Raw genomic sequence first — 21,357 nt, forward strand, 5'->3', positions numbered from 1 at the left:
AAATCACCCGGCTATTCATATTTTTAACGCAAAGGAAGTTGATCACACACTTTTCCACTTGATACCACAACCCACTGCCCTGACAGAGGGTGTAGAAACCTCTTTGTTGGCAATGATTTCTTCTATCGCTGTTTCAATGTACTTTTTTGTGGCCGCGGCCCCATCCTGTGAGTTGTTGTCAATGGCTCCGGCATAAACCAGTTTAAACCCGTTGCTTTCCTTTTTAACCAGGAAAGTATGAGGAGTGTTGGTTGCTCCGAATGCTTTCACAATTTCCTGACTCTCGTCTATCAGATAAGGGAAACCGTAGTTTTTGGCCTTTGCTCTTTGCTGCATGGCCGTGTAGGAGTCGCCGGGAGAGCGTTCTCCGTCGTTGGCCTGGATAGCTATCACCGGAAAACCTTTGCTTTCAAACTTTTTGTGAAGGTCAATGATGCGGTCTTCGTAGGCTTTTGCCACAGGGCAGGTATTGCAGGTGAAAGTAATGATATAGCCTTTTACCTCTTTGTTCATGCCCATTGACACTTTTTTGCCGTCAACGTTTTTCAGTTCAAAATCCTTTACATAATCTCCGATTTTGTAACCTCCTGCCGGAAATCCGAGGCTCATCGTCAACAAGGCCACTAAAACGGCCATGGCAGACATGGTCTTTTTCATAAATTTCATTGTTTATATTGTTTAACGAGTAAATTCAATTCTGTCTCATTCAATGGTTTTTCTATAAAATGCCTGAGCTTTTTCTGATTGTTCAGTATCAGCGTCATCGGCACAGCTCCCGGCCATTCAGGGGTAAGCTTGTCTACCCAGCTTTCAAGCTCCGGTTCATTGAGCAAAACCACTTTTGACCTGATCTTATTTTTAGCCACAAAGGGTTTCAGTTTGCTGTTCAAATCACTGAAATAATCCATGCTTACGAGAATAACCCTGATTTTTTCAGTTTTGTAGGTGCTGTTCAGTCTTTCAAAATAAGGAAGCTCTTTGACACAGGGAGCACACCAGGTAGCCCAGAAATTCACTATTCTCAGGGTGTCATCGTCCCTTTTCAGCATTTTCTCCAGCTCATCAAATTTGATTGCCTTCACACTTTGGGCCGATGCTACCGGCATCACAAAAAGACTCAGTATAAAAGCGACGATCCATTTTGATTTTATCATTTCTCCGGAAAAGATTGGTTTTAAGACGAAATTTAAAAAATAACGACCACAATCAACAATAATTATGCTCTGAATACGAAGTATGGGGAAGAAGAAATTTGGGAGGTTCAGATAAAACACTTCCCCCGGAAACCGGGGGAGTGTGCTCTTTTAACCTTTTAACTCTTTCAAACTCGAAGAGTTAACAGGTCTGATGCTTTTTGGACGAATCCAGGTTTCGGTAGTTGCGGGTGTATGTAAGTAATACGTAAAACTGAATACATTTTGAAGCCCGGAAGATGGATTCCCGGCTCAAAATGTTTTCTTTTTAAACAAAGTCCCCGGAAACCGGGTCGTTGTCTGTTTTGCAATTTTCCTTTACCGCTAAGGTCAAAGAAAAGAGCTTAAACCAAAGATTTTAAAAATCTTTATTTTCATTCAGCCATTACAGCTGAAAATGTCTTTTAACTTCATATCAGGATATTAAACCTGAGACATCAGGTTTTTGCGAACTGAAATAACGGCGGGAAGAACGGATTCTTCCACCTTCCATGGCTATGTTTGTTTTTGAAGTTATTGGCACAAAGTTAAGGGCCAAATTCTTTTCGATTGGCTTTTTTGAGGCTTTATCCTTGAAAATGCAGTGTATTTCTTCTTTTTCTACAATTTTTTTTGAATAGGGTTATAAAATGAATAACCCTTGTGTCTTGCGTATAGCATTCAAAATAAACCGGGGTTCAGATCGACTGAGCCTTTTTAATCACTTTGATCACCCTTTTCTGTTTACTTTCCTTATCTATATCGGAGATTCTAGAAGTCAGGGTTTGTATAAAACGCTCTTTGGTGGCCTTAGTGATAAAAGGCAAAGCCCGTTCGGCGTACATCGGAAGCTGATTGACCGGACTCGTCAGAAGCTGTTCTTTTAACAACTCAAAGGCATCTGAGTGGTATTTTTCCAGTGAGCACAAGTCGATCAGGATATTGACGGCATAATCTTTCGTAATGACCGAACCGCTGTTGGCAGCCAGGATGATTTCAGGCAACGATTCAAAAATCAGTTCCGGGTTTTGAAGTGTGATGGTTTGCAGGGCTGTCATGGCACCCCATTGCAGGCGGTTGTTTTTAGACTTTAATAAGCCCAGAAAGATGCCGGAGTAAGGAGAAAGCAACGAGGGGTTCAGCGTCCCGGTTTCATATAGGACCTTGATGGCGTCATTCTGAATGTCTTTATTTTTGTGTTTCAGCAGGTCAATGAGTTCTTTTACAGCCCCGGTGTCGGATTGAGCAGCTATTTTTGCGGCAAGTTCCTGGTTCGGAACCTCGTCTCTGCGGCCCAGTGAGCTGGCCAGCTGACTTTCAATGTTCATGTTGGTATCAGTGAATATTTTAATCTGTAGTGTTTTGTGAAAATGCTTTGAACTTCAGCACCGCTTTTTTCAGCGATGCTTCCTTCCTTTTAATCAGCGGGGTGTAAGGCGAGGTTTCGACTTCAAGACTTTTACCCTTCTTTGCTTTTTGCCAGGTGCCTGCCAGTTTTCCTTCAGAAATGATCATGTGATAAGAAGAAGAGATTTCAGAAATCTGCTTTTTAGAAATTTCACTGTCGGTGATGGCTTCTTTGTTTTTATATGACATGCCATACTCATCGTAATCAGGCATCAGGAAAGTAGGCAATGTTTTAGGAACAACGGAAATATCCTGAGGAAGAAAAATGTACTCCAGGCCATCAATCTGCCTTTTTTCAAAGTCTTTGGAGAGCTCAGGCAATCCGGCACGGGCCTCAGTAAGGCTTAATCCTGACCAGTAACAGAAGTCCTGGATCGTAGCAGGGCCGCGGGTCACAAAGTAACGGTTCAGAAACTGATGAAGGGCTTCTTCCCTGGTCATCGGAGGCACAGCCGGTACGCGTTCTTCCAGCAAGGCATAGGTAAATTGTTTTCCGGACCGCGGACCGCTACAGATCAGTCCTTCAAGTTCTGCCTGCATCATAATGCCGGTCAGTCTTACCCCGTCTGCTTCGATGCCGTTTTTGCTCAATTCCGCCTTGATGTCGTTCCTGATCAGGAACTTTCCTCCTTCCAGGCTTTTGACGACAACCTCATTACATTTTTTAAAGACCGACGCGTCCAGGCCTTCTTTTTTATACTGGTAATTATTGATGGCCGATACCCTGGGGGCAGTCAGGGCCAGCAGCCACCGGATGTCTTCCGGAGCCACAAAATGCCAGGTGGGACGCATCAGGTGGGTTCTCAGGATTTTACCTTCATTGAATACCTGCTCAATATCCGCATCATTAAATCCAGGCAGGCGAAGTCCTATTGCCCATTTAGCCATGGCATATTCCTGCGACTGCATCGCTACCATCCACCGGACGATTTCTTCCGGTTTTGTAAATTTTGTGCTGATAATCTGTTGATTCAGTAACCTGTGGCTCAGGATTTCGTAATGCGTCATAGTTCTCCGTCATTCATAAATCAAATGTACAGCAGAGCCATTAATTGACCTATAATTTGACGGAGATTTGTAATTCAATTTCCTGATCAACCAGTTTTTTCTCCAGCCAGCTGCCTTTTTCACCAATGCCCCAGTCAGCCCGGTTGATGCGGATGGTGTCAGCGTAATGGCTTTTTGTCAACTCATTAATAGTAAAATCGATCTTTTTTGTCACAGACCTGATGGTCAGGTTGCCACTGACTTTTATTTTGTTCTGACCTGCATAAGTAGTTTGAGTGATCTGAAACACTGCCTCCGGGTATTTTCCTGTTTCGAAATCGCTTTTCAAATGATCGGTCAGGTTACGGATCGGGATGTAGTCGTCCGGCGGGATGTCGGTGATCCTGATGGAATTCATATCCGCAATAAACTTTCCGCCGGTCAGTTTATCTTCCTTAAAAGTCAGATATCCTGATTTAAGGGCCAGAGTACCTTCGTGTTTACCTGTTCCGGCCAGTTTGGTGCCTTTCCATCTGATGACGGAGGCTGATGTGCTCAGAGGCCTTTGCTGAGCCTGAGTACTCATTGGCAGGAAAAACAAAAGCCAGCTGAGAAATGCTAATGGCTTATTCATAATCAGGGATATTTAGGCCAAGGATGATGTTTCTTTTGATCAGGAAGTAATCGTTCACTTTTTCAGGGATCGTGATACCCGAACCGCCACGGTTTTTCAGTTTTGCCTTTTTGGCAGCGGTAAGGAGTGGATCGTTCTCAAAAAGGAAATCGTCAAGATAATACTCGTTCTTACCCGGTTCCTTTACGGTAAGATGGATATGTTCCGGCTCACTTCTGTCAGGATAAGCCACTGGCCTCAGGGTATAAAAGGTGTACTGACCTGAGGCATCCGTCCTGATCCAGCCCCTGAGCGATCCGTGTCTTTTGCCCCAGCCTTTTTCCTGGTTACGGGCAGTATACAACCCGGCCTGATCGGTATGATAGATATAGAGGATAACATCGCGGGCGGGTGTTTTGCCGTCTTTCAGGAAGACTTTTCCGGTAATTTTGAGTTGGATCCCTTTTTCTGTATAATCAGGAAGCGTGTCTGCAGGGCTGAGTTTTTTCTGACCGTATTCGTAAATGGCTTCACAGCCCTCACAGGGGCCACCCACTTTTTTCCGGACCGGGTTTTGGGAATGACTGCAGGCGGCAGAAAGCAGGAGGCCTGTCATCAATAAGCAAATGGTTTTCATATCTGTTCTGAAATTTTTGTACCTCAAAACTATGCTGAAAATCAATGTCGTATTTAAGAAAAAGGCTGAGACGGGTAGCAAATACCCTGAGTCGTGGACTATTGAAACCGTTGCCTGAAATCCTTGCTGAAACTGCGGCTCATTCTGACGGTCTTCCCGTTTTTCAGTTCAATGTCATAGTCACCGTTTAAACGGGATTTGAAAGAAACAACCTGCCGGATGTTGACAATAGAAGAACGGTGGACCTTGATAAAAACTACGGGATCCAGTTTAAGCATCAGCTCTTTCAGACTCGAATTGTACAGGTGCTTTTCATGCCTGGTATAAACCGCGATGTAAGGACTGTCGGAAACAATACAGGTGATTTCTGAAACCGGGACGGTGATGTTTTTCTTGCCGCTGGCGATGAGGAGGACCTTTTCATACCCGGCTTCGGATACAGGAGCAGCGGCGACAGTTTGATTCCGGCTGTTCCAGTAAACCAATAATCCGTAGAAGGCGATGTATTTATAGACATCTTCGGCAATGGTCTTTTTTACCGCCCAGATAAAACTGTAGGTATGGGGCAGACTGAGAGCCGACATGAAATGGAGGGTCAGGGCAAAAAGAATCACATGGGCCAGGCTCAGCAGGAAAACCGTAAGGAGTCTCAGATACCATTTGTTGCTTAGCAGGTATTCAAACCGGGTGAAAAACCAGGCGACCGGGATGAAAAACAACCAGAAACTTTTAAACAGCAAAGACTCGGAAATGTAAAAGGAATATTGATGAAAAGAAGCCTCCAGGTAATCCTGGGCAATACCCATGAGTACTAAAACGGACAGAGCAATGACCAGTAGGAAAAGCTTTTTCTTTTCCAGCAGCTGGGAAATGGTCATCATCGGGTTATTCATAAGTCTATTTCAATGTTTTTACATACTCAAACGCCGCTTCTGTAAACGCTCTCCATTTGTCCTGATCACTGGCATCTACCTGTACCCATTCTTTCATAGGGCGGTTTTTGCCGGACGGGTCAAAAAGGACGGATTTGTCAAGGCTCAGGGCTTCGCGATGGGCTTCCCCGTTCAGTTTAAAGACCATCGTGTTGTTAAACAGAGAAATGAAAGCTTTTCCGTTCACTTTAAAACAAGGTTTGCCGAACATCTGACTTTGTTCGGCACCCTTTTGTTCATTTCCTAATGTTATATAGTGTTGTTCCTCCGTTGTCATAAGTCATTATTTTCCACGTCTGGCAAAAATACCGCCACCACCTCCAAGACCGCCCACGCCGATAATGTAGCCCAGCCAGTAGAAGAAGCCGCTGTTGTTGAAGGCATAAATGCCGTATTTTAACCCGAAAAGTTTAGCGAAAAGAGCAAAAGGAAAAACCAGTCCGTGGACAAGCCCTCCGAAAAATCCGTATTCATGAGGAGTCGACTCGTCAGGAACACAGGACGCCAATAAGAATACACAGAAAAAGACGATGAGTAAGCCGTGATATTTTTTCATTTCAGTAAGATTTAATGAGTGATTTATATATACTCAAACTTAAAACTTTGTTCCTTAAAAAACAAGTATCCGGATAACAGGAAGGGCTTTGCGGTAAAATATACGGGAGTAACTTTTATTTTGCCCGAATTAATGTTGTGATAATATTAAAACTCTAACTTTGAAGCATAATTAAATCTGTCTTTATCCAACCTGATGAAAAAAATTAGTTTTCTTGTTTGCCTGCTTTTAAATATCAGTTTACTACATGCCCAGTCCGGCAGAACTAAAAAAGTGGTTTTTGTGATTGCCGACGGTATTGCTGCCGATGTGATCGAAAAGCTGAACACTCCTCATATAGATAAGATCATTGCCGGCGGTAAATACACCAGGATGCATGTAGGTGGCGAAAAAGGAGCGTATTCTCAGACGCCTACCATCTCAGCAGTGGGTTACAACAGCCTGATCACCGGGGTTTGGTATAACAAGCACAACATTCCTGATAATGCCATTAAAGATCCGAATTATCACTATAAAAACATTTTCAGGGTCATAAAAGAGACCAATCCTTCAAAAAAGACCGCGGTATATTCGAGCTGGCTGGATAACCGGACCAAGCTGGTGGCTGAAGGTTTGCCTGCTGCCGGAAATATTAAAGTGGATTTTCATGCCGACGGCTATGAACTGGATACCCTGACTTTTCCTCATGACAAGGACAGAAAATTCATGAACCAGATCGATGAGAAAGTCATCAGTGAGGCGGTAAAGGGAATCAGAACGGAGTCACCTGACCTTTCATGGGTGTATCTGGAGTACACTGATGATCTCGGCCATAAATTCGGGGACAGCCCGGAATACTACAAAGCCGTTGAAATTCTGGACACCCAGATGGGTAAACTCTACGAAGCGATTCAATACAGGGAGAAAAACTTTAAAGAAGACTGGTTGCTGGTGATCACCACCGATCACGGCCGTGACGAAAAGACCGGGATGAATCATGGAGGGCATACCGACCGCCAGAGAAGTACCTGGATGGTGATCAGCAAAGATATCCTGAATGATTATGTGAAATATTACGAACCCTGGATTGTGGACATTATGCCTACCATGGCGAGATTTCTGGGCATTAATATTCCCAAAGAAACATTGGAAGAAGTAGATGGTGTGCCGATGACGGGGCCTGTTTCAGTGGTCAATCCCAAACTAAACCTGATCAAAGATCACCTTGATCTTACCTGGCAGCCCATGCAGTCCTCCGGAAATGTAAAAGTCTGGTTAAGTACGACGAACTTGTTTGAAACGGGCGGCAAGGACAAATATGAGCTGGTAGGAGAGGTGCCTGCGAGTCAGAGACAGCTGCTGATTGATGTCAGAAACAAACCTTCTGAGTTTTATAAGGTAGTAATAGAAGGCAAAGACAATATGGTAAACCGCTGGATTGTATTGAAGAAATAAATGAATGGAGCGTAATAAGATTTTTGATGAGGGTATGTGTTTTGACCTCATAGAGATTCCAAACGTGCGTAATTACTCTCTAACAAAATAATAATGGAGTTTTTCAACAGCTCTGTAGTAGCTGGAGGACAGATATGTCTAAGAAAATACTAATCAAATGTTTTAAATTGTTTATTTACGTTCTTATAACTAGGTTGAAAATGGGAGAAATAATAAGAGGGTTTGACGTTCTGAGAACTCGAAAAGAGTTTTTAAAGTTTGAAGATTCAAGACTTCCTATTTTGTATAAATGCTTTTACTCAACATTTGAAGTGGGAATTAATAGACTACATGTACCAGGCGTTTTACTCACTCAGATAAATCAAGTTGCCGGAATATTAAATCAACAAATAGAAACTGAATACTCATTTACTTTAGATTACTTTTTGTCTATAGAAGAGAGCATTACTTTGGCAGATAATTCATACGAGAAAGATGATTTGTGTCGAAATGATTTTTGGCCAATTGGTGAGTGCGGATCGAATAAAAATCTTCTGGTTGGAATTAACTCTGAAAATAATGACATTATTTACCTCGAAAATTTGAATTTATTTTCTGACGGGAAAAGATATAAGTTTTTAGCGGATAATATTTTTGAATTTATTACCAAAATAAGTTTTATAAAGATGGAAAGTCCGGGTTATGGAATAATGAATTATAATGAACTGTATAAAGAATGGGGAGAAGATTTTTATAGAATCAAAAAATAATGACCTATAAAGTTATTGAAGACGAACCAATTAATGTTTGAATTTTCTCTGCTGGTTTTGCAAGTTGAAGATTTCCTCACAACATAAAAGGTATTATTAAACCAAGTATCTGACAATTAACAAAGACAATAAATATCTGATTTATTCACAATAGTATTACACATAAGTTGAAAGAATCCTACTCTTAAAAAGGTTGAGTTCTTTCAACTTATTTTTTTAATAATAAGAGAGAAGGTTAGTAGAATTAAACATCTCTCCAAAGTTTTTCGACGATAAGGAACAAAAGTTAAAATTATCTTTTTCACAGCTGAGCTGAAAGCCCCGCATTTAAAAGTCCCTTGAATCCAAAACCGCCTTCAGCGTAAAAAGCGAAACTTCTGCCCATTCTGACACCGATAGGGGTCACATGGAAGGCAAAAGTCGTATTCTTATCCTTTTTTCCGCTGCCTTTTGAACTGAGTAAAGATGCTCCGGCCGATGCTGATGCATAGAGCTTGACAAAATTATCTTCTTTGGTATACTTGTAGTCTCCCCGGGCCATAAAAGTCCACCAGGAATTCTTCAAAGTAGATTTACTGCCGTTGGAATAGCTGTAGGTAGATTTGTTTTTCTCCATTACCATGTCTATGCCCATGGAAAATCGTTTTTCCGGGAAAAAGAGCAGGCTGCCGTTTAATGCTCCTGAACCGGACATGTCTACGGATGAATATCCTCCCGGCACAAGCCCGGTAGCCAGCACTGTTGAGAGTCCTTCAACGATCTGTGGCACCGTTACTACTCCGTAACCGATTCTCAGGTCCATTTTTTTGTCCTGGGCAAAAGAAATAGCTGTAATAAGCAGGAAGGAAAAGGTAAGCATTGTGTTTTTCATACGTATGATGGTTTAAAAGTATTTGAATGGTTTGTTTATTAAAGTAACAATCTTTTTAAGTCTTTGTTCCGGATTTTATAAGTTCATGAAAACATCAGGCCTGCTTTCCTGTGAATTCCTTCATTTAAAATTAAAGTTGAGTCCTAAGGTCAGCAGAAAATTGTCCTGCCTGAAGTCACTGTTGGTCGTGTTCGCACTGGAAGCCAGCTGAAACTGGAATTTAACATTTTCGACACCCCCTTTTACGGTGACGGCAGGTTCTATCAGGAAACTTGACCGGTTCTTTTCAAGATAGGTCGTCTGAAGCTCATTTTCATAAACGTGATTGCCGGAAATATTGTAATAACTGAGGTTTACAAGTCTTGCAGACCCGGCTATCTGAAAATATTTTGTTTTAAAACCTAATACCGGCTGCACACCAAATCTTCTCAGGCCGGCGGAAATGGTCTCCTGATCAGTGGTGGCGGAGGATTTGGAAGAAGGGAAATGGTTTTCAACAGAACCAAGGCCAAACAGCCCGTAGGTTTCAAAAACAAGGTTGTTTTCCATCTCTTTGAAATAACCCAGGCCAGCTTCTATCAGTTTGCCGGAACCCCCGGCTTCCTTGTTCTGGTTGAAGGGTTTAATAAGGCCGCCGTTGAGCTGAATGCCGAAGTGGTTGCCTGCGGCGTAGGCTCCCAGAAACTCTACCTGGTTGGTGTTCCCGGAAAGCGTCAGACTGGTTTCGCCTTTGGAAGTAAGCAAAGGCACATTCTGGGTATTCGGAATGTAATAATTAGGCTGACAGCCTGAAATAAGGGTACAGGCTATGGCGAGTAGTTTGATACCTGGATTTTTCATGGTTAACTTATTTTATATCAGTGGTTTAAAGGTTTGTGAGCTACGGCATATGTTACCTGTTTCTGCATGCCTGTCCGGAGCGATGCAGAAACAGGTATTCCTTTTTCTAGGATTCAAGCTAGTATATTAATGGTACTTTAACAAATTCTGAATTAAAATTTAAAGTTGAGGCCCACTGTCATCATCTCTGAATCCTGTTTGAAATCACTGTCGGAAAGGTTAAGGCTTTTGACAAACTGCAACTGGATTTTTACCTTTTCTATACCACCTCTCAGTGTCAGGGCAGGTTCGATCAGGAAATTAGACTTGTGATTTTCGAGGTAAGTCCTTTGATCTTCATTCTGATAAATGAGATTGCCTGAAATGTTGGAATAGTTCAGGTTAACCACCCTGGCTGATCCTGCCACAGAGAAGTACTTTGATTTATAACCTATCACGGGCTGTATACCGTATCGCATTAAATTGGCGGAGATTTTTCCGGAATTGATGGTGGCGGTGGTAGCGGATGGAAAATGATTTTCAACAGACCCCAGTCCGAATAATCCGTAAGTTTCAAACACGAAGTTGTTTTGCAGGGGTTTAAAATACCCCAAACCGGCCTCTACAAATTTTCCTGAACCTCCGTCTCCATTCTCCTGGTCCTTGGGTCTCATCAACCCGCCGTTAAGCTGGATCGCAAAATTGTTTCCTGCTCCATAGGCCCCCTGGAATTCCACCTGGTTGGCATTGCCGGAAACCGTCAGGTTGGTTTCTCCTTTGGCACTGATCAGAGGTGCGTTCTGAGTATTCGGAATGTAATAATTGGGATTGCAGCCTGAAAGAAGTGCACAGGCCAGTGCAAGCAGTCTGAAAGTTGGTTTTTTCATTGTTTTACGTGGTTTGGATGTATATTTTATTGTACTCTCAAAAGCAGGTTTAGTTGCTTTCTGAACCGGGATTTAATGTGCTGATCGTGGCCGGTTTGTCCTAAAACGATGGGGGAAGTGTGATATTGTATAACCGGCTTTGCCCGATATTATCAGGCAAAGCCGGAAATGTGTGTTAAATAACGAAGCTTTTGGCTTTGGCAATCGCCTTGTCTACTCCTGAGGCGTCATTTCCTCCGGCTGTAGCAAAGTGAGGCTGTCCGCCTCCTCCGCCTTTCATTTCTTTGGCCGCTTCCTTGACAATATTGCCTGCATGAAGGCCTTTCGCTTTCATGATTTCCTCGTCGATCATGACGGCCAGCTGGGGTTTTTCATTGATAACGGTGCCGATCACGATATAGGCGTTTTCAAGTTTTGCTTTCAGTTCATATGCCAGTTGCTTCAGAGCATCTGCAGACGGCAGGCTGACATTCACAGCCAGTACGTTGACATCTCCGACGGCTTCCACTTTTTCCAGAAGTTCTTTTTTGATGACCTGGAGTTTTTCATTTTCCAGCACTTCAATTTTCTTTTGTAAGGCGTTTTTCTCCTCGATCAGTGATTCAACGGCTTTAGGTAAATCAGTAGCACCCTTCAGCAATTGTTTGAGTGTATCCAGCACGGTTTGCTGTTCACGCATCAGTTCGAGGGCTTTTTTGCCGGTAACAGCTTCCACACGTCTTACCCCTGCAGAAACAGAACCTTCAGAAATGAATTTGAACAAACCGATCTCGCCGGTAGCCCCTACGTGTGTACCACCGCAAAGCTCAACAGAGAAACCAGGCTCAAAAGTAATGACCCTTACAAAATCGCCGTATTTTTCGCCAAAAGTGGCCGTTGCTCCCAGTTTAAGGGCTTCATCGATCGGGACATTGCGTTTTTCATCCAGGGCGATGTTCAGCCTGATTTTTTCGTTGACGATATCTTCAATCTGCTGCAATTCCTCGTCGGTCACTTTTGAGAAGTGAGAAAAGTCAAAACGGGTTACCTCATCATTCTGATAAGAACCGCGTTGTATGATATGAGAACCCAGGACTTGTCTCATTCCGGCCAGCATCAGGTGAGTGGCAGAGTGGTTCTTTTTAATATCCTGGTGTCTGAAATTGTCTATTTTAGCCTTAACCGCCAAAGGTTCAGTTGCATTTTCGAGCAATGAACCCACGATTTTGTCCGTAGTGATATGAAGGAACAGGTCATTTTCCTTTTTGGTGTCACTGATCGGGATGGTGATGGTCTGGCCGTCATAATCCAGCTCAAAAACACCGGTGTCACCCACCTGTCCACCCATTTCGGCATAGAAAGGAGTACGGTCTAATACGAGGTGGAACTCCTCGCCCGCCTTGGTTTTCACCTTGCGGTATTTGACCAGTTGCGAATCCGATTCGGCAAAATCATAGCCGAGGAACTCAACCCCGTCGATGTCGCCCAGGTCAATCCAGTCGGCTGCTTCTTTGGTGGCATCCTTACGGCTTCTTTCTTTCTGCTCGGTCAGTGCTTTTTTGAAGCCTTCCTCGTCAATACTAAAGCCTTTTTCCCTGGCGATCAGGGCGGTCAGGTCAACCGGGAAACCGAAAGTGTCGGACAGTTCGAAAACCGTAACACCGTCTATTACTTTATTGTCTTTTAATTCATCAAAAATGAGGTCCAGTCTTTTTAGTCCCAGTTCAAGGGTTCTCAGGAATGTTTTTTCCTCTTCTTCCACTACTTTCGACACAAACTCTACCTGTGCCTGAAGCTCAGGGAAGACGTCTTTGAACTGAAGGGCCAGCACCGGCACCAGTTTGGACATGAACGGCTCTCTGAAGTTAAGGTAAGAATAACCATAACGCACCGCCCTGCGGAGAATCCTGCGGATCACGTAACCGGCCTTGGCGTTGGATGGCAGCTGACCATCTGCGATCGCAAATGAAACCGCCCTGAGGTGATCGGCAATCACACGCATGGCTACGTCGACGTAATTGTCAGACCTGAGTGTGCCGTTTTCGCCGTATTTTTTACCCGACATGGTTTCCAGCACCTGGATAGTATTCTGGAATATGTCAGTATCATAATTCGATTGTTTGCCCTGGATGGCCATACAAAGACGCTCGAAGCCCATACCTGTATCCACGTGGCGGGCCGGCAACGGAAGCAATGAGCCGTCAGCCTTACGCTCAAACTGCATGAATACATTGTTCCAGATTTCGATGACCTGCGGATGATCGGCATTCACCAGTGTTTTTCCTGAAACAGCGTCTACGTCAGCCTGGTCTCTGAGGTCAATATGGATTTCTGAACAAGGGCCGCAAGGTCCTACATCACCCATTTCCCAGAAATTGTCTTTTTTGTTCCCCATGATGATGCGGCTGTCGTCACCCAGGATGTTCTTCCAGATGTCAAAAGCTTCCTGGTCAAAAGGCACGCCGTCTTTTTCGTCTCCTTCAAAGACAGATACATAAATACGCTCTTTAGGTAATTTGTAAACTTCCGTCAACAATTCCCATGACCACTCAAGGGCCTCTTTTTTGAAATAATCTCCAAACGACCAGTTGCCCAGCATCTCAAACATGGTGTGGTGGTAGGTATCAAAACCCACTTCTTCCAGGTCATTGTGCTTTCCACTTACCCTCAGACATTTTTGCGTATCGGCGATTCTTGAGCTTGGAGGCGTTCCGTTTCCCAGGAAGAAATCTTTGAACTGGGCCATTCCTGAGTTGTTGAACATCAGGGTGGGGTCGTTTTTGGCGACAAGCGGAGCCGAAGGCACGATAAGGTGTCCTTTAGAAATGAAAAAATCTAAAAAAGCTTTACGTATCTGATGAGAGGTCATAATCTGGATTAAATCGTTTAAGAATAAATATTTCCCGAAAGAAGTTTGCAAAAATAGTTGAAAACAATGGTTTATGGAAAATTTTAAGAATAGAAATGGCAATAATCTTTGGTAACTAATTTTTTAGTTGTAAGTTTGGTCAAACGAATATCAATACTATGAAACACTTTACTTTAATCCTGGTAAGCCTGCTTATCTGTTTTACGGCTTATTCGCAGCAGAGGATATTTCACGCCACCGAGAAAGACAGCCTGATCCTCAGTGTAAGCGAGGAGTATAGGAGCCCGACTTTAGAAGACCGTTCGAGACTTTTCGGCAGTGGAGAAACGATGCGTGTGGCCGAAGCCCGCGAGCAATACCGGCTGACGCGACTTTTTAAATTGTATGCTTATGAAGAGCAGCTTGACTTCGGAGACATGGAGCAGAATTGTCGTTTGATCATTACTTTCCTGGTTGGCCCGGAGAAAAAGACGGACTACTGCTTTTTTGAAACCAATAAAATGACGTTCACAGGGACGACGATGGTAAACGAGGCTGTTGAGCTGACCACAGAAAAGGAGGAAAAACTGATGAGAGTACTTGGCAGGATGGTCCGTGAAACCACACCGTCGATGGAGGTTGATTATGCCTATCAATTTGATATCAGTTTGTTCCCTAAAGGAATGTTTATTAGGAGCACGGATAAAAGAATTATTTCGACAGTGGAAGAAGCACAAAGAACCACCAGGCCTGACACCGTCATAGCATTAAACTTTTCAGGGTTGATGCTGAAGGAAGTGCCTCCTGTCATTTTCCGTTTTAAAAACCTGAAATTCCTGGATCTTTCAAAAAATTACCTGTCGGAGTTTCGTGCTAAGCCTGGAAAACTCAGAAAGCTGAAGGGAATTGACCTGAGTGAAAATGACCTGGTTGACGTTTCGGTTGAATTTGGTAAATATCGTAAAATGACGATGATCAAAATGATGAATAACCGGTTGGCAAAGATTCCTGAGGGGATAAAAGCCGGCAGGAGACTCGAGTATGCCTGGTTTGCTCATAATCCGATGGTAAATTTTGAAAAGAGCAATTTAAGAAAAATAAGAAGGGCAAAAAATATTAACCTTTATCATTGCCGGATTCCGGGATTGCCTCCAAGCATCGGGAAATTGAAATGGGTGGAAACCCTGGATATTTATCATAACCGGCTTAAGTTCGTTCCGGCTGAGATCGGGAAATTAAAGAGACTGAATACCCTGGCGATTTCGAATAATCAACTCTGGAAACTCCCGGACGAAATCGGCAGACTTAAAAATCTAAAAAAACTTTATGCCCACCATAATAAGCTGGACAGGTTACCTGAGCTACCATCAGGATTGAAATTGCTGGATATTGGTTACAATGAGTTTACAGATTACCCGGCAGGCATGGGACCCCTCCCGGAACTGGAAGAATTTGACTTTTCTTTTAATAAAATGAACGAAGTGCCGCAGGGTTTGTTACAGCTTCCGAAACTGAAATCGGTGTTTATGAATGCCAATGAGTTTAACGGTGATAAATCAAAATCAGTTAAATTAAAGGAGCTGATTACTGAGCTGGAGAAAAAATCGGTGGCGGCAAAACGGTGAAACTGCCGAATAATTTAGCAATATGGAGGTTTTGATGTATCGTCTTTTGATTAGACGTACATTTGATCCTGATTTGTTGGGAAGGCATTGTCATGTTTCTCTGCTGATAGATTTGTTATTCTATAATTGCATAACATATGTATTTAATTGTAGATTTGAACAAAAATCAATCAGGTACCCATGAAATTGTTTTATTCAACGGAAGAAGTCGCAAAGCATTTTGGAGTGAACGAATCCCAGATAAGACATTATGTGAAAGAATTCGGCCTGAAAATCAATACTGTAGGCCGGGTTAAGAAGTATACCCATAAAGACATTGAAAAGCTGGACCAGATTCTCAGACTGATTGAGGAAGAGAAATACACGATTGAAGGAGCCAAAGAAAAGCTGAAAACCAAAGAGGTAAAAGCAGATCATAACACAGAACTTATTCAGAAATTAAAAGACATCAGAATCACACTTGAACTATTGAAAAATAGTATAGAAAATTGAACATCCATGCCAACAGAAGAAATCTGTACCATTGCCCTCACCCGGGTGGATGGTATCGGTGGCGTTTTGTTTCGTCACCTCGTTAATACCTTCGGATCTGCTTCCCAGGTATTTTCAGCCCGTAAAGAGAAATTATTGAAAGTACCGGGACTAGGTAAAATCCTTACCGAGAATATCCTGCACCAGGAAAACGTCTTTACGGAAGCAGAAGACATCCTGAACAATTCTGTCAAAGCAGGTGTAAAAGTAGTCAGTTTTAAAGACGAAGACTATCCGGCCAGGTTTAAAAATCTGTATGATGCCCCGCCTTTGATGTATGTCAAAGGTAACGGGTCACTGCATCACAAAAGGACCGTCGGGATCGTAGGCACCCGTCAGGCCAGTGATTACGGCCGGCAGGCTACAGAGTCTATTGTGGCGGCTTTGCAGCCGTTTGATGTTCAGATCATCAGCGGACTGGCTTACGGAATTGACATCAGTGCCCACAGGGCTGCTCTCAAAAACCAGATGTCTACGATAGGTGTGCTGGCCAATGGCCTTGACATTATTTACCCCTCCTCTCATAAGAAAAGTGCTGTTGAAATGCTGGGTAACGGCCTTTTGATTTCTGAAAACCCGGTGGGAACGCTGCCTGTGGCCTCACTTTTCCTGGCCAGAAACAGGATCATTGCGGCCCTGAGCGATGTGCTGATCATTGTGGAATCGGGTAAAAGGGGTGGGGCCATGGTGACAGCCGAGATTGCCAATAATTATCACCGCGAAGTTTTTGCTGTTCCGGGAAGCATCTTTCATAAATATGCAGAGGGGACCAACGGTTTGATTCAATCCAATAAAGCCATCGTCTTTACAGGTGTTGATCAACTGGCAGAGAACATGCAATGGCTCGGAGGAAAAGAGAATTGTTCCCGACAAGCCGGAAGAGAATTGGACATGAGCTTATTTACAGAAGATGAGAGTGCCGTCATCAGTATCCTGATGCAGAAAAAAGAATGCCTGATTGACGACCTGAGCTGGCAGTCACAGATTCCGCTGAACAGGCTTGCTTCGGTTTTGCTCAACCTCGAATTTATGGATATTGTAAGCCAGAGTGCAGGAAAAACCTTCAGGCTGAAATAAGGCGTCAGCCTGAAGGAATCTGTTTTATTTGGTCAAAACCCTCAGGTTTGATTTTTTGTTGTCGAGGATAACCTCCGCGTTTTTAAGCCTGGCTTTGGCTTCAAAAAGATTGTTTTTAAGCTCGTTGAAGTCGTTTTCTTTCTTTTCAAGCTTTGAGGTGGTTTTTTCTTTGTCTTTCTGATTCTTTACGATTTCCTTTTCCTTTTTCAGGGCCGCTTTTTTCAGTTCTTCCTCGGTCGAGTTGTCCACCAGCGTTTCATTATCACCATACATTTTCTTGGTGATTTCTTCTTTTTCAGAAAGGAGTTTGGTCATGGCTTCAGGGCTGGCGTCCAGTTTTTTGCCCAGCTTTTCCTGGTCCTTTAAATTCGATTCCAGGGATTTCTCTATTTTTTTGACGTTTTTCTGTGCGTCATTGTAGTTTTCTTCGGCTTGTTTGATGTCAAGTTCTCCAAGCCTGATTTCCAGGTTTTTATAAGCCATCACCCCAAATTTCTCTACGAAAAGAGCCGATTTGTATTCGTCTGTCTCCGCTTTTTCAAGAGGCTTGTTACCATTCCCCATAAATATGAAGTACACTTTTGTCAGGTCCTTGTATTCTTCTACTTTGGCCATGATAGAGGAGAGGTGATCAGAAACTCCTACAGACCTCGGATTATCCACCTTAAAGTGATTCTTAGGAGATTCAACTACTTTTCCGAATTCTGTCAGGTATTTTTTGACTTCCGCACTGACATCCTTCTGGTCGATATGAAGTAAAACATACTGAGCGTCGGTGGGTTTGTCCTGGATCAGGGTAAGCCCTTGAAGCACAGTTGATTGGGCATTTGCAAACAGGCCTGAAAATAAAAAGGCAGCCAGGTAAAGGATTTTTCTTGTTTTTTGGGTTTTCATAATTTTTAGAATTTATTTATAATCCGGGTAATGGTGAGTGGCCCTGAACCGGATATTTTTTACAAAATAGTACTAATTTTTTATTATTGTTGTCCTGCGTAAAGAATAAATAATCATCCCCTCCGTCTTTCAATCCTGTTTTGGATTTGATCTCTTCGGGTTTGAGCGGGAAATTCCTGGTACTGATATTGGCCTTGCCGGTTTTAATCTTAGCCAGTATCTGCTTCTTGTCAAAATTACCTGTGCTTTCGATGACAAATGTTCGTCCGGGAAAGTCTTCGATCGGTTCACCGGAAGTGTAAAGGTGACTGTTGGGAGAAAGTTTCTGTAAACCAAAGCGGTGAGCCACCGATTTGAAAGCCCCGCCCTTCATAATGGACGCATTGGGTTCATATAAATAGGAGAGGGGACCTGAATATTTTACAAAAGCATCGGTTTCTTCCTGAAAAGTAAAAGTGAAACTTTCTGTTCCGCCCGATGAAAGGCCGTTGATGCATTCAATTTCAGGGTCTTCATTTTTTGCTTTCCCAAGTATGAAAACCAGCTCTTTTACTTCATTTTTCTCTGAAATTACCTTTATTTTATCAACATTCTGAAGAGACCTGATCGCTTTTTTGATGTCCAGTAAGGGCGAGTATTTGACCATTAACCACTCACATTGCGACAGAAGGGCATCTTTCAGGCTGATAAGGTCAGGTTCACAGTCTTCGATCAGGATTACTTTCTTATTGTCTTTATCACGCCGGGCAGGGTCAAGATAAATGAGGTCAAAATGCTCATTGAGTTGGGTGAAAAGCTCAGCGGCATCTGAGTTTTTGAAAGTAACATTTTTAACGCCCAGTTTTTCAAAATTGAATGCTACGATTTCAGCGAGCTCCCGGTTGGCTTCATTGTAAATAAAGCGGTCAAAAGAGCGAGCCAGGAAATAAGTGTCAACACCCATGCCTCCGGTGAGGTCAATACCTGATTTTCCTTTGAAAAAAGACGCTTTGATTTTAGCTGTAAATTCAGACGAGCTCTGTTCGATGGAAACCTTCTTCGGGCCGAGCACCCCGGTGTTCTGAAACCACTCCGGCACTTTGCTCTGAAGCTTCTCCCTGAACATGTATTGCTCTGCCACCATGACAGACATTTCCTTCGAAATGTTCAATTCATTCTTAAGAATAAAGTCCGCAACCGTCTGAATTCTAATTTTTTGTGCAAGTTTACTGGCCTCTGTAAGTTGATTGAACATTCTGAGTTTTAATATTATTTTTATGATTTCTTTATCTTTTGGAAACTTATTTTTAGTATTTTTGTTAAAAATGAGTGCCTAAAACCGTTTTTCTGAAGTTATGGTCAAATTTAAAAACTTAATACTAGCCTTCCTGATGATTTCATTCAGTTTGAAATCAATAGGTCTTGCTAAGTTTTTTGACCTGACTAAAACTGAAATTTGCTGTGAAGAGGGAGATAACAGCTGTGAGAAATCAAACGAATTAAGCAAACCTGAAACCAACGATGTTTTTCTGAGCATCAACCATCCATTCGCACTTCTGTTCTCAAAGCTTTTGTCCCAGAAAGTATTTTGTTTTAAGCCTGTCATATTTTTCCCGTTCTATCTTTCTGTTTTCTCGCCGCCACCCGAAATCTGATTTATTTTCAGACGCTCTTTATTGGTACAAATGTATGATTTCCGTCTCAGGAATTCATTTTTGATTTGATTTTCTGATGCGGAATTGGGTTATAAGTCCATTTTCAGCCGATACTTTATCATACTCATTTGTTATTTTCTGGTGTAGATAGTTCAAAAATATAAATATAAAAATGTTAAAAGAATTTTCGTTCAAATATCTTAGTAAAGATCTTTCTGCCGGACTTGTGGTATTTTTGGTGGCTTTACCTCTTTGTTTAGGGGTGGCACTCGCCTCGGGAGCTCCTTTGTTTTCCGGTATCATTGCCGGGATGGTGGGTGGTGTCGTTGCCGGGTTTATCAGCGGTTCATCGTTGGGTGTCAGCGGACCTGCTGCCGGATTGACCGTTATCGTTCTGAACGCCATCACAGAGCTGGGCACTTATGAAGTGTTTCTCGTGGCGGTGGTGATAGGCGGTATTATACAGATTATCCTGGGCTTTGTTGGAGCGGGTAAAATAGCCTATTATTTTCCCTCTTCAGTGATTAAAGGCATGCTGGCAGCGATCGGGATCATCATTATCCTGAAGCAGATTCCTCATGCGTTCGGTATAGACCAGGACCATGAAGGTGACAGCAGCTTCATGCAGGCTGACGGAGAAAACACCTTTTCAGAATTTCTTAAAATCGCGGATTATTTCGTTCCTTCTGCCCTGATCATCGGGATGGTCTGCATGGTTATCCTGCTGGTATGGGACACAAAATGGATCAAAAACAATAAATTTCTATCACTTATCCCGGGGCCCTTGGTAGTGGTGGTGGCCGGTATTCTGATCAACCAGGCTTTTGCGGAAGGTTTCAGGGTAACCGGTGAGCACCTAGTAAGTTTACCAGTCGCAAGCTCACTTCATGAATTCGGTTCTTTTTTGACTTTCCCGGACTTTTCCAATGCACTTGTTAACCCCCTCGTCTGGAAAACTGCTTTTGTCATAGCGATTATTGCCAGTATTGAGACCCTTCTTTGTGTGGAGGCTACCGACAGATTAGATCCTGAGAAAAGTATTACGCCAACCAACCGTGAGCTTTTTGCCCAGGGTGGAGCTAATATCATTTCAGGATTAATCGGAGGGATTCCGGTAACCCAGGTGGTGGTGAGAAGTTCTGCCAATATCCAGGCAGGTGGGAAAACCAAACTTGCCACCATCTTTCACGGGGTGCTCCTTTTCGGCTGTGCCCTGCTGATCCCTGGTGTACTTAACCTGATTCCGTTGTCGGCTCTTGCGGCCGTACTGATCATGGTAGGTTATAAACTGACCAAGCCGGCGATCTTTAAGGAAGTACTGAAAGACGGCCAGGACCAGTTTGTACCATTTGTCGTAACCATCCTGGCGATCGTATTCACAGATTTGCTGACCGGAATTGGTATCGGTTTACTGGTAGGGCTGGGTTATGTTATTTACGCTAACTTTAAGTCTTCATTGTCGACTATCCGTGACGGAAAAACCATCCTGCTCAAGATGAACAAGGACGTGTTTTTTTACAACAGGGCTGAGCTGGTTAAAATTTTAAGCACAGTTAACGAGGGAGATTATTTGATTATTGATGGCACAAAAGCTACCTTTATAGATCATGACATCAATCTGGCTATCGAAGACTTCGTATCACAGGACTGTGTGGCGAAGGGAATAAGTGTGGAATTAAAAGGAATTAAAAGAAACAACAAGTAA

Annotated in this window: 22 protein-coding genes; 7 read left to right on the plus strand and 15 right to left on the minus strand. The window is 43.0% G+C overall.

Annotation, left to right across the window (positions count from 1 at the left end):
* Positions 1 to 42: 42 nt before the first annotated feature.
* The 9 genes from GVN16_RS08245 to GVN16_RS08285 all read right to left on the minus strand — a co-directional run bounded on the left by GVN16_RS08245 (position 43) and on the right by GVN16_RS08285 (position 6,304).
* The gene (locus tag GVN16_RS08245) at positions 43 to 657 is read right to left on the minus strand and encodes a thioredoxin family protein (RefSeq protein ID WP_166563386.1); all 615 of its coding nucleotides are present in this window, start codon (positions 655 to 657) and stop codon (positions 43 to 45) included.
* A gap of 5 nt (positions 658 to 662) precedes the next feature.
* Positions 663 to 1,154 (minus strand): TlpA family protein disulfide reductase, encoded by a 492-nt coding sequence (locus GVN16_RS08250; protein ID WP_166563387.1) that lies wholly within the window; start codon positions 1,152 to 1,154, stop codon positions 663 to 665.
* A gap of 716 nt (positions 1,155 to 1,870) precedes the next feature.
* Positions 1,871 to 2,500 (minus strand): hypothetical protein, encoded by a 630-nt coding sequence (locus GVN16_RS08255; protein ID WP_166563388.1) that lies wholly within the window; start codon positions 2,498 to 2,500, stop codon positions 1,871 to 1,873.
* 19 nt (positions 2,501 to 2,519) lie between these two features.
* Positions 2,520 to 3,587 carry a winged helix DNA-binding domain-containing protein gene (locus tag GVN16_RS08260; RefSeq protein WP_166563389.1) on the minus strand — a complete coding sequence of 356 codons (1,068 nt, stop codon included), beginning with the start codon at positions 3,585 to 3,587 and terminating at the stop codon, positions 2,520 to 2,522.
* Between the two features lie 49 nt (positions 3,588 to 3,636).
* Entirely contained in the window at positions 3,637 to 4,200 is a 564-nt protein-coding gene (locus GVN16_RS08265) for a YceI family protein (RefSeq protein ID WP_166563390.1), read from the minus strand.
* Positions 4,193 to 4,816: an intradiol ring-cleavage dioxygenase gene (locus GVN16_RS08270; protein WP_166563391.1), complete on the minus strand. Its 624-nt coding sequence runs from the start codon at positions 4,814 to 4,816 to the stop codon at positions 4,193 to 4,195. Before GVN16_RS08270 ends, GVN16_RS08265 begins: the two co-directional genes overlap by 8 nt.
* Before the next feature lie 98 nt (positions 4,817 to 4,914).
* Positions 4,915 to 5,709 (minus strand): LytTR family DNA-binding domain-containing protein, encoded by a 795-nt coding sequence (locus tag GVN16_RS08275; protein ID WP_166563392.1) that lies wholly within the window; start codon positions 5,707 to 5,709, stop codon positions 4,915 to 4,917.
* A gap of 4 nt (positions 5,710 to 5,713) precedes the next feature.
* On the minus strand, positions 5,714 to 6,025 hold the full coding sequence (locus GVN16_RS08280; RefSeq protein WP_166563393.1) for a hypothetical protein: 312 nt from the start codon (positions 6,023 to 6,025) through the stop codon (positions 5,714 to 5,716).
* A gap of 6 nt (positions 6,026 to 6,031) precedes the next feature.
* A complete protein-coding gene (locus GVN16_RS08285) occupies positions 6,032 to 6,304 on the minus strand; it encodes a hypothetical protein (RefSeq protein WP_166563394.1) in 273 nt (90 codons plus the stop codon).
* Between the two features lie 195 nt (positions 6,305 to 6,499).
* Here GVN16_RS08285 and GVN16_RS08290 point away from each other — a divergent pair, with 195 nt between their 5' ends.
* Positions 6,500 to 7,738: an alkaline phosphatase family protein gene (locus GVN16_RS08290; RefSeq protein WP_166563395.1), complete on the plus strand. Its 1,239-nt coding sequence runs from the start codon at positions 6,500 to 6,502 to the stop codon at positions 7,736 to 7,738.
* 200 nt (positions 7,739 to 7,938) lie between these two features.
* Positions 7,939 to 8,487: a hypothetical protein gene (locus GVN16_RS08295; RefSeq protein WP_166563396.1), complete on the plus strand. Its 549-nt coding sequence runs from the start codon at positions 7,939 to 7,941 to the stop codon at positions 8,485 to 8,487.
* Positions 8,488 to 8,788: 301 nt separating this feature from the next.
* On the opposite strand, the gene GVN16_RS08300 is transcribed toward GVN16_RS08295, so the two are convergent.
* The 4 genes from GVN16_RS08300 to alaS all read right to left on the minus strand — a co-directional run bounded on the left by GVN16_RS08300 (position 8,789) and on the right by alaS (position 13,912).
* Positions 8,789 to 9,358 carry a hypothetical protein gene (locus tag GVN16_RS08300; protein ID WP_166563397.1) on the minus strand — a complete coding sequence of 190 codons (570 nt, stop codon included), beginning with the start codon at positions 9,356 to 9,358 and terminating at the stop codon, positions 8,789 to 8,791.
* A 120-nt stretch (positions 9,359 to 9,478) separates the two neighbouring features.
* Positions 9,479 to 10,198, minus strand: coding sequence for a hypothetical protein (locus tag GVN16_RS08305; RefSeq protein ID WP_166563398.1), 720 nt, complete (start codon positions 10,196 to 10,198; stop codon positions 9,479 to 9,481).
* Positions 10,199 to 10,350: 152 nt separating this feature from the next.
* Positions 10,351 to 11,064, minus strand: a complete 714-nt coding sequence (locus tag GVN16_RS08310; protein ID WP_166563399.1) for a hypothetical protein — start codon at positions 11,062 to 11,064, stop codon at positions 10,351 to 10,353.
* Between the two features lie 175 nt (positions 11,065 to 11,239).
* Positions 11,240 to 13,912, minus strand: coding sequence for an alanine--tRNA ligase (gene alaS, locus GVN16_RS08315; RefSeq protein WP_166563400.1), 2,673 nt, complete (start codon positions 13,910 to 13,912; stop codon positions 11,240 to 11,242).
* A 158-nt stretch (positions 13,913 to 14,070) separates the two neighbouring features.
* Here alaS and GVN16_RS08320 point away from each other — a divergent pair, with 158 nt between their 5' ends.
* The 3 genes from GVN16_RS08320 to dprA all read left to right on the plus strand — a co-directional run bounded on the left by GVN16_RS08320 (position 14,071) and on the right by dprA (position 17,124).
* Positions 14,071 to 15,516, plus strand: a complete 1,446-nt coding sequence (locus GVN16_RS08320) for a leucine-rich repeat domain-containing protein (protein WP_166563401.1) — start codon at positions 14,071 to 14,073, stop codon at positions 15,514 to 15,516.
* Positions 15,517 to 15,696: 180 nt separating this feature from the next.
* Positions 15,697 to 16,008: a MerR family transcriptional regulator gene (locus GVN16_RS08325; RefSeq protein ID WP_166563402.1), complete on the plus strand. Its 312-nt coding sequence runs from the start codon at positions 15,697 to 15,699 to the stop codon at positions 16,006 to 16,008.
* Between the two features lie 6 nt (positions 16,009 to 16,014).
* The gene (gene dprA / locus GVN16_RS08330) at positions 16,015 to 17,124 is read left to right on the plus strand and encodes a DNA-processing protein DprA (RefSeq protein ID WP_166563403.1); all 1,110 of its coding nucleotides are present in this window, start codon (positions 16,015 to 16,017) and stop codon (positions 17,122 to 17,124) included.
* Between the two features lie 24 nt (positions 17,125 to 17,148).
* On the opposite strand, the gene GVN16_RS08335 is transcribed toward dprA, so the two are convergent.
* Both GVN16_RS08335 and GVN16_RS08340 read right to left on the minus strand, forming a co-directional pair.
* Entirely contained in the window at positions 17,149 to 18,018 is an 870-nt protein-coding gene (locus GVN16_RS08335; RefSeq protein WP_166563404.1) for a hypothetical protein, read from the minus strand.
* 16 nt (positions 18,019 to 18,034) lie between these two features.
* Positions 18,035 to 19,252: a class I SAM-dependent methyltransferase gene (locus GVN16_RS08340; protein ID WP_166563405.1), complete on the minus strand. Its 1,218-nt coding sequence runs from the start codon at positions 19,250 to 19,252 to the stop codon at positions 18,035 to 18,037.
* A gap of 136 nt (positions 19,253 to 19,388) precedes the next feature.
* Between GVN16_RS08340 and GVN16_RS08345 the strand changes: the two genes are divergently transcribed.
* A complete protein-coding gene (locus GVN16_RS08345) occupies positions 19,389 to 19,652 on the plus strand; it encodes a hypothetical protein (protein ID WP_166563406.1) in 264 nt (87 codons plus the stop codon).
* A gap of 172 nt (positions 19,653 to 19,824) precedes the next feature.
* Positions 19,825 to 21,357, plus strand: a complete 1,533-nt coding sequence (locus GVN16_RS08350; protein ID WP_166563407.1) for a SulP family inorganic anion transporter — start codon at positions 19,825 to 19,827, stop codon at positions 21,355 to 21,357.

Source organism: Emticicia sp. CRIBPO (assembly GCF_009905725.1).
Classification (GTDB): domain Bacteria; phylum Bacteroidota; class Bacteroidia; order Cytophagales; family Spirosomataceae; genus Leadbetterella.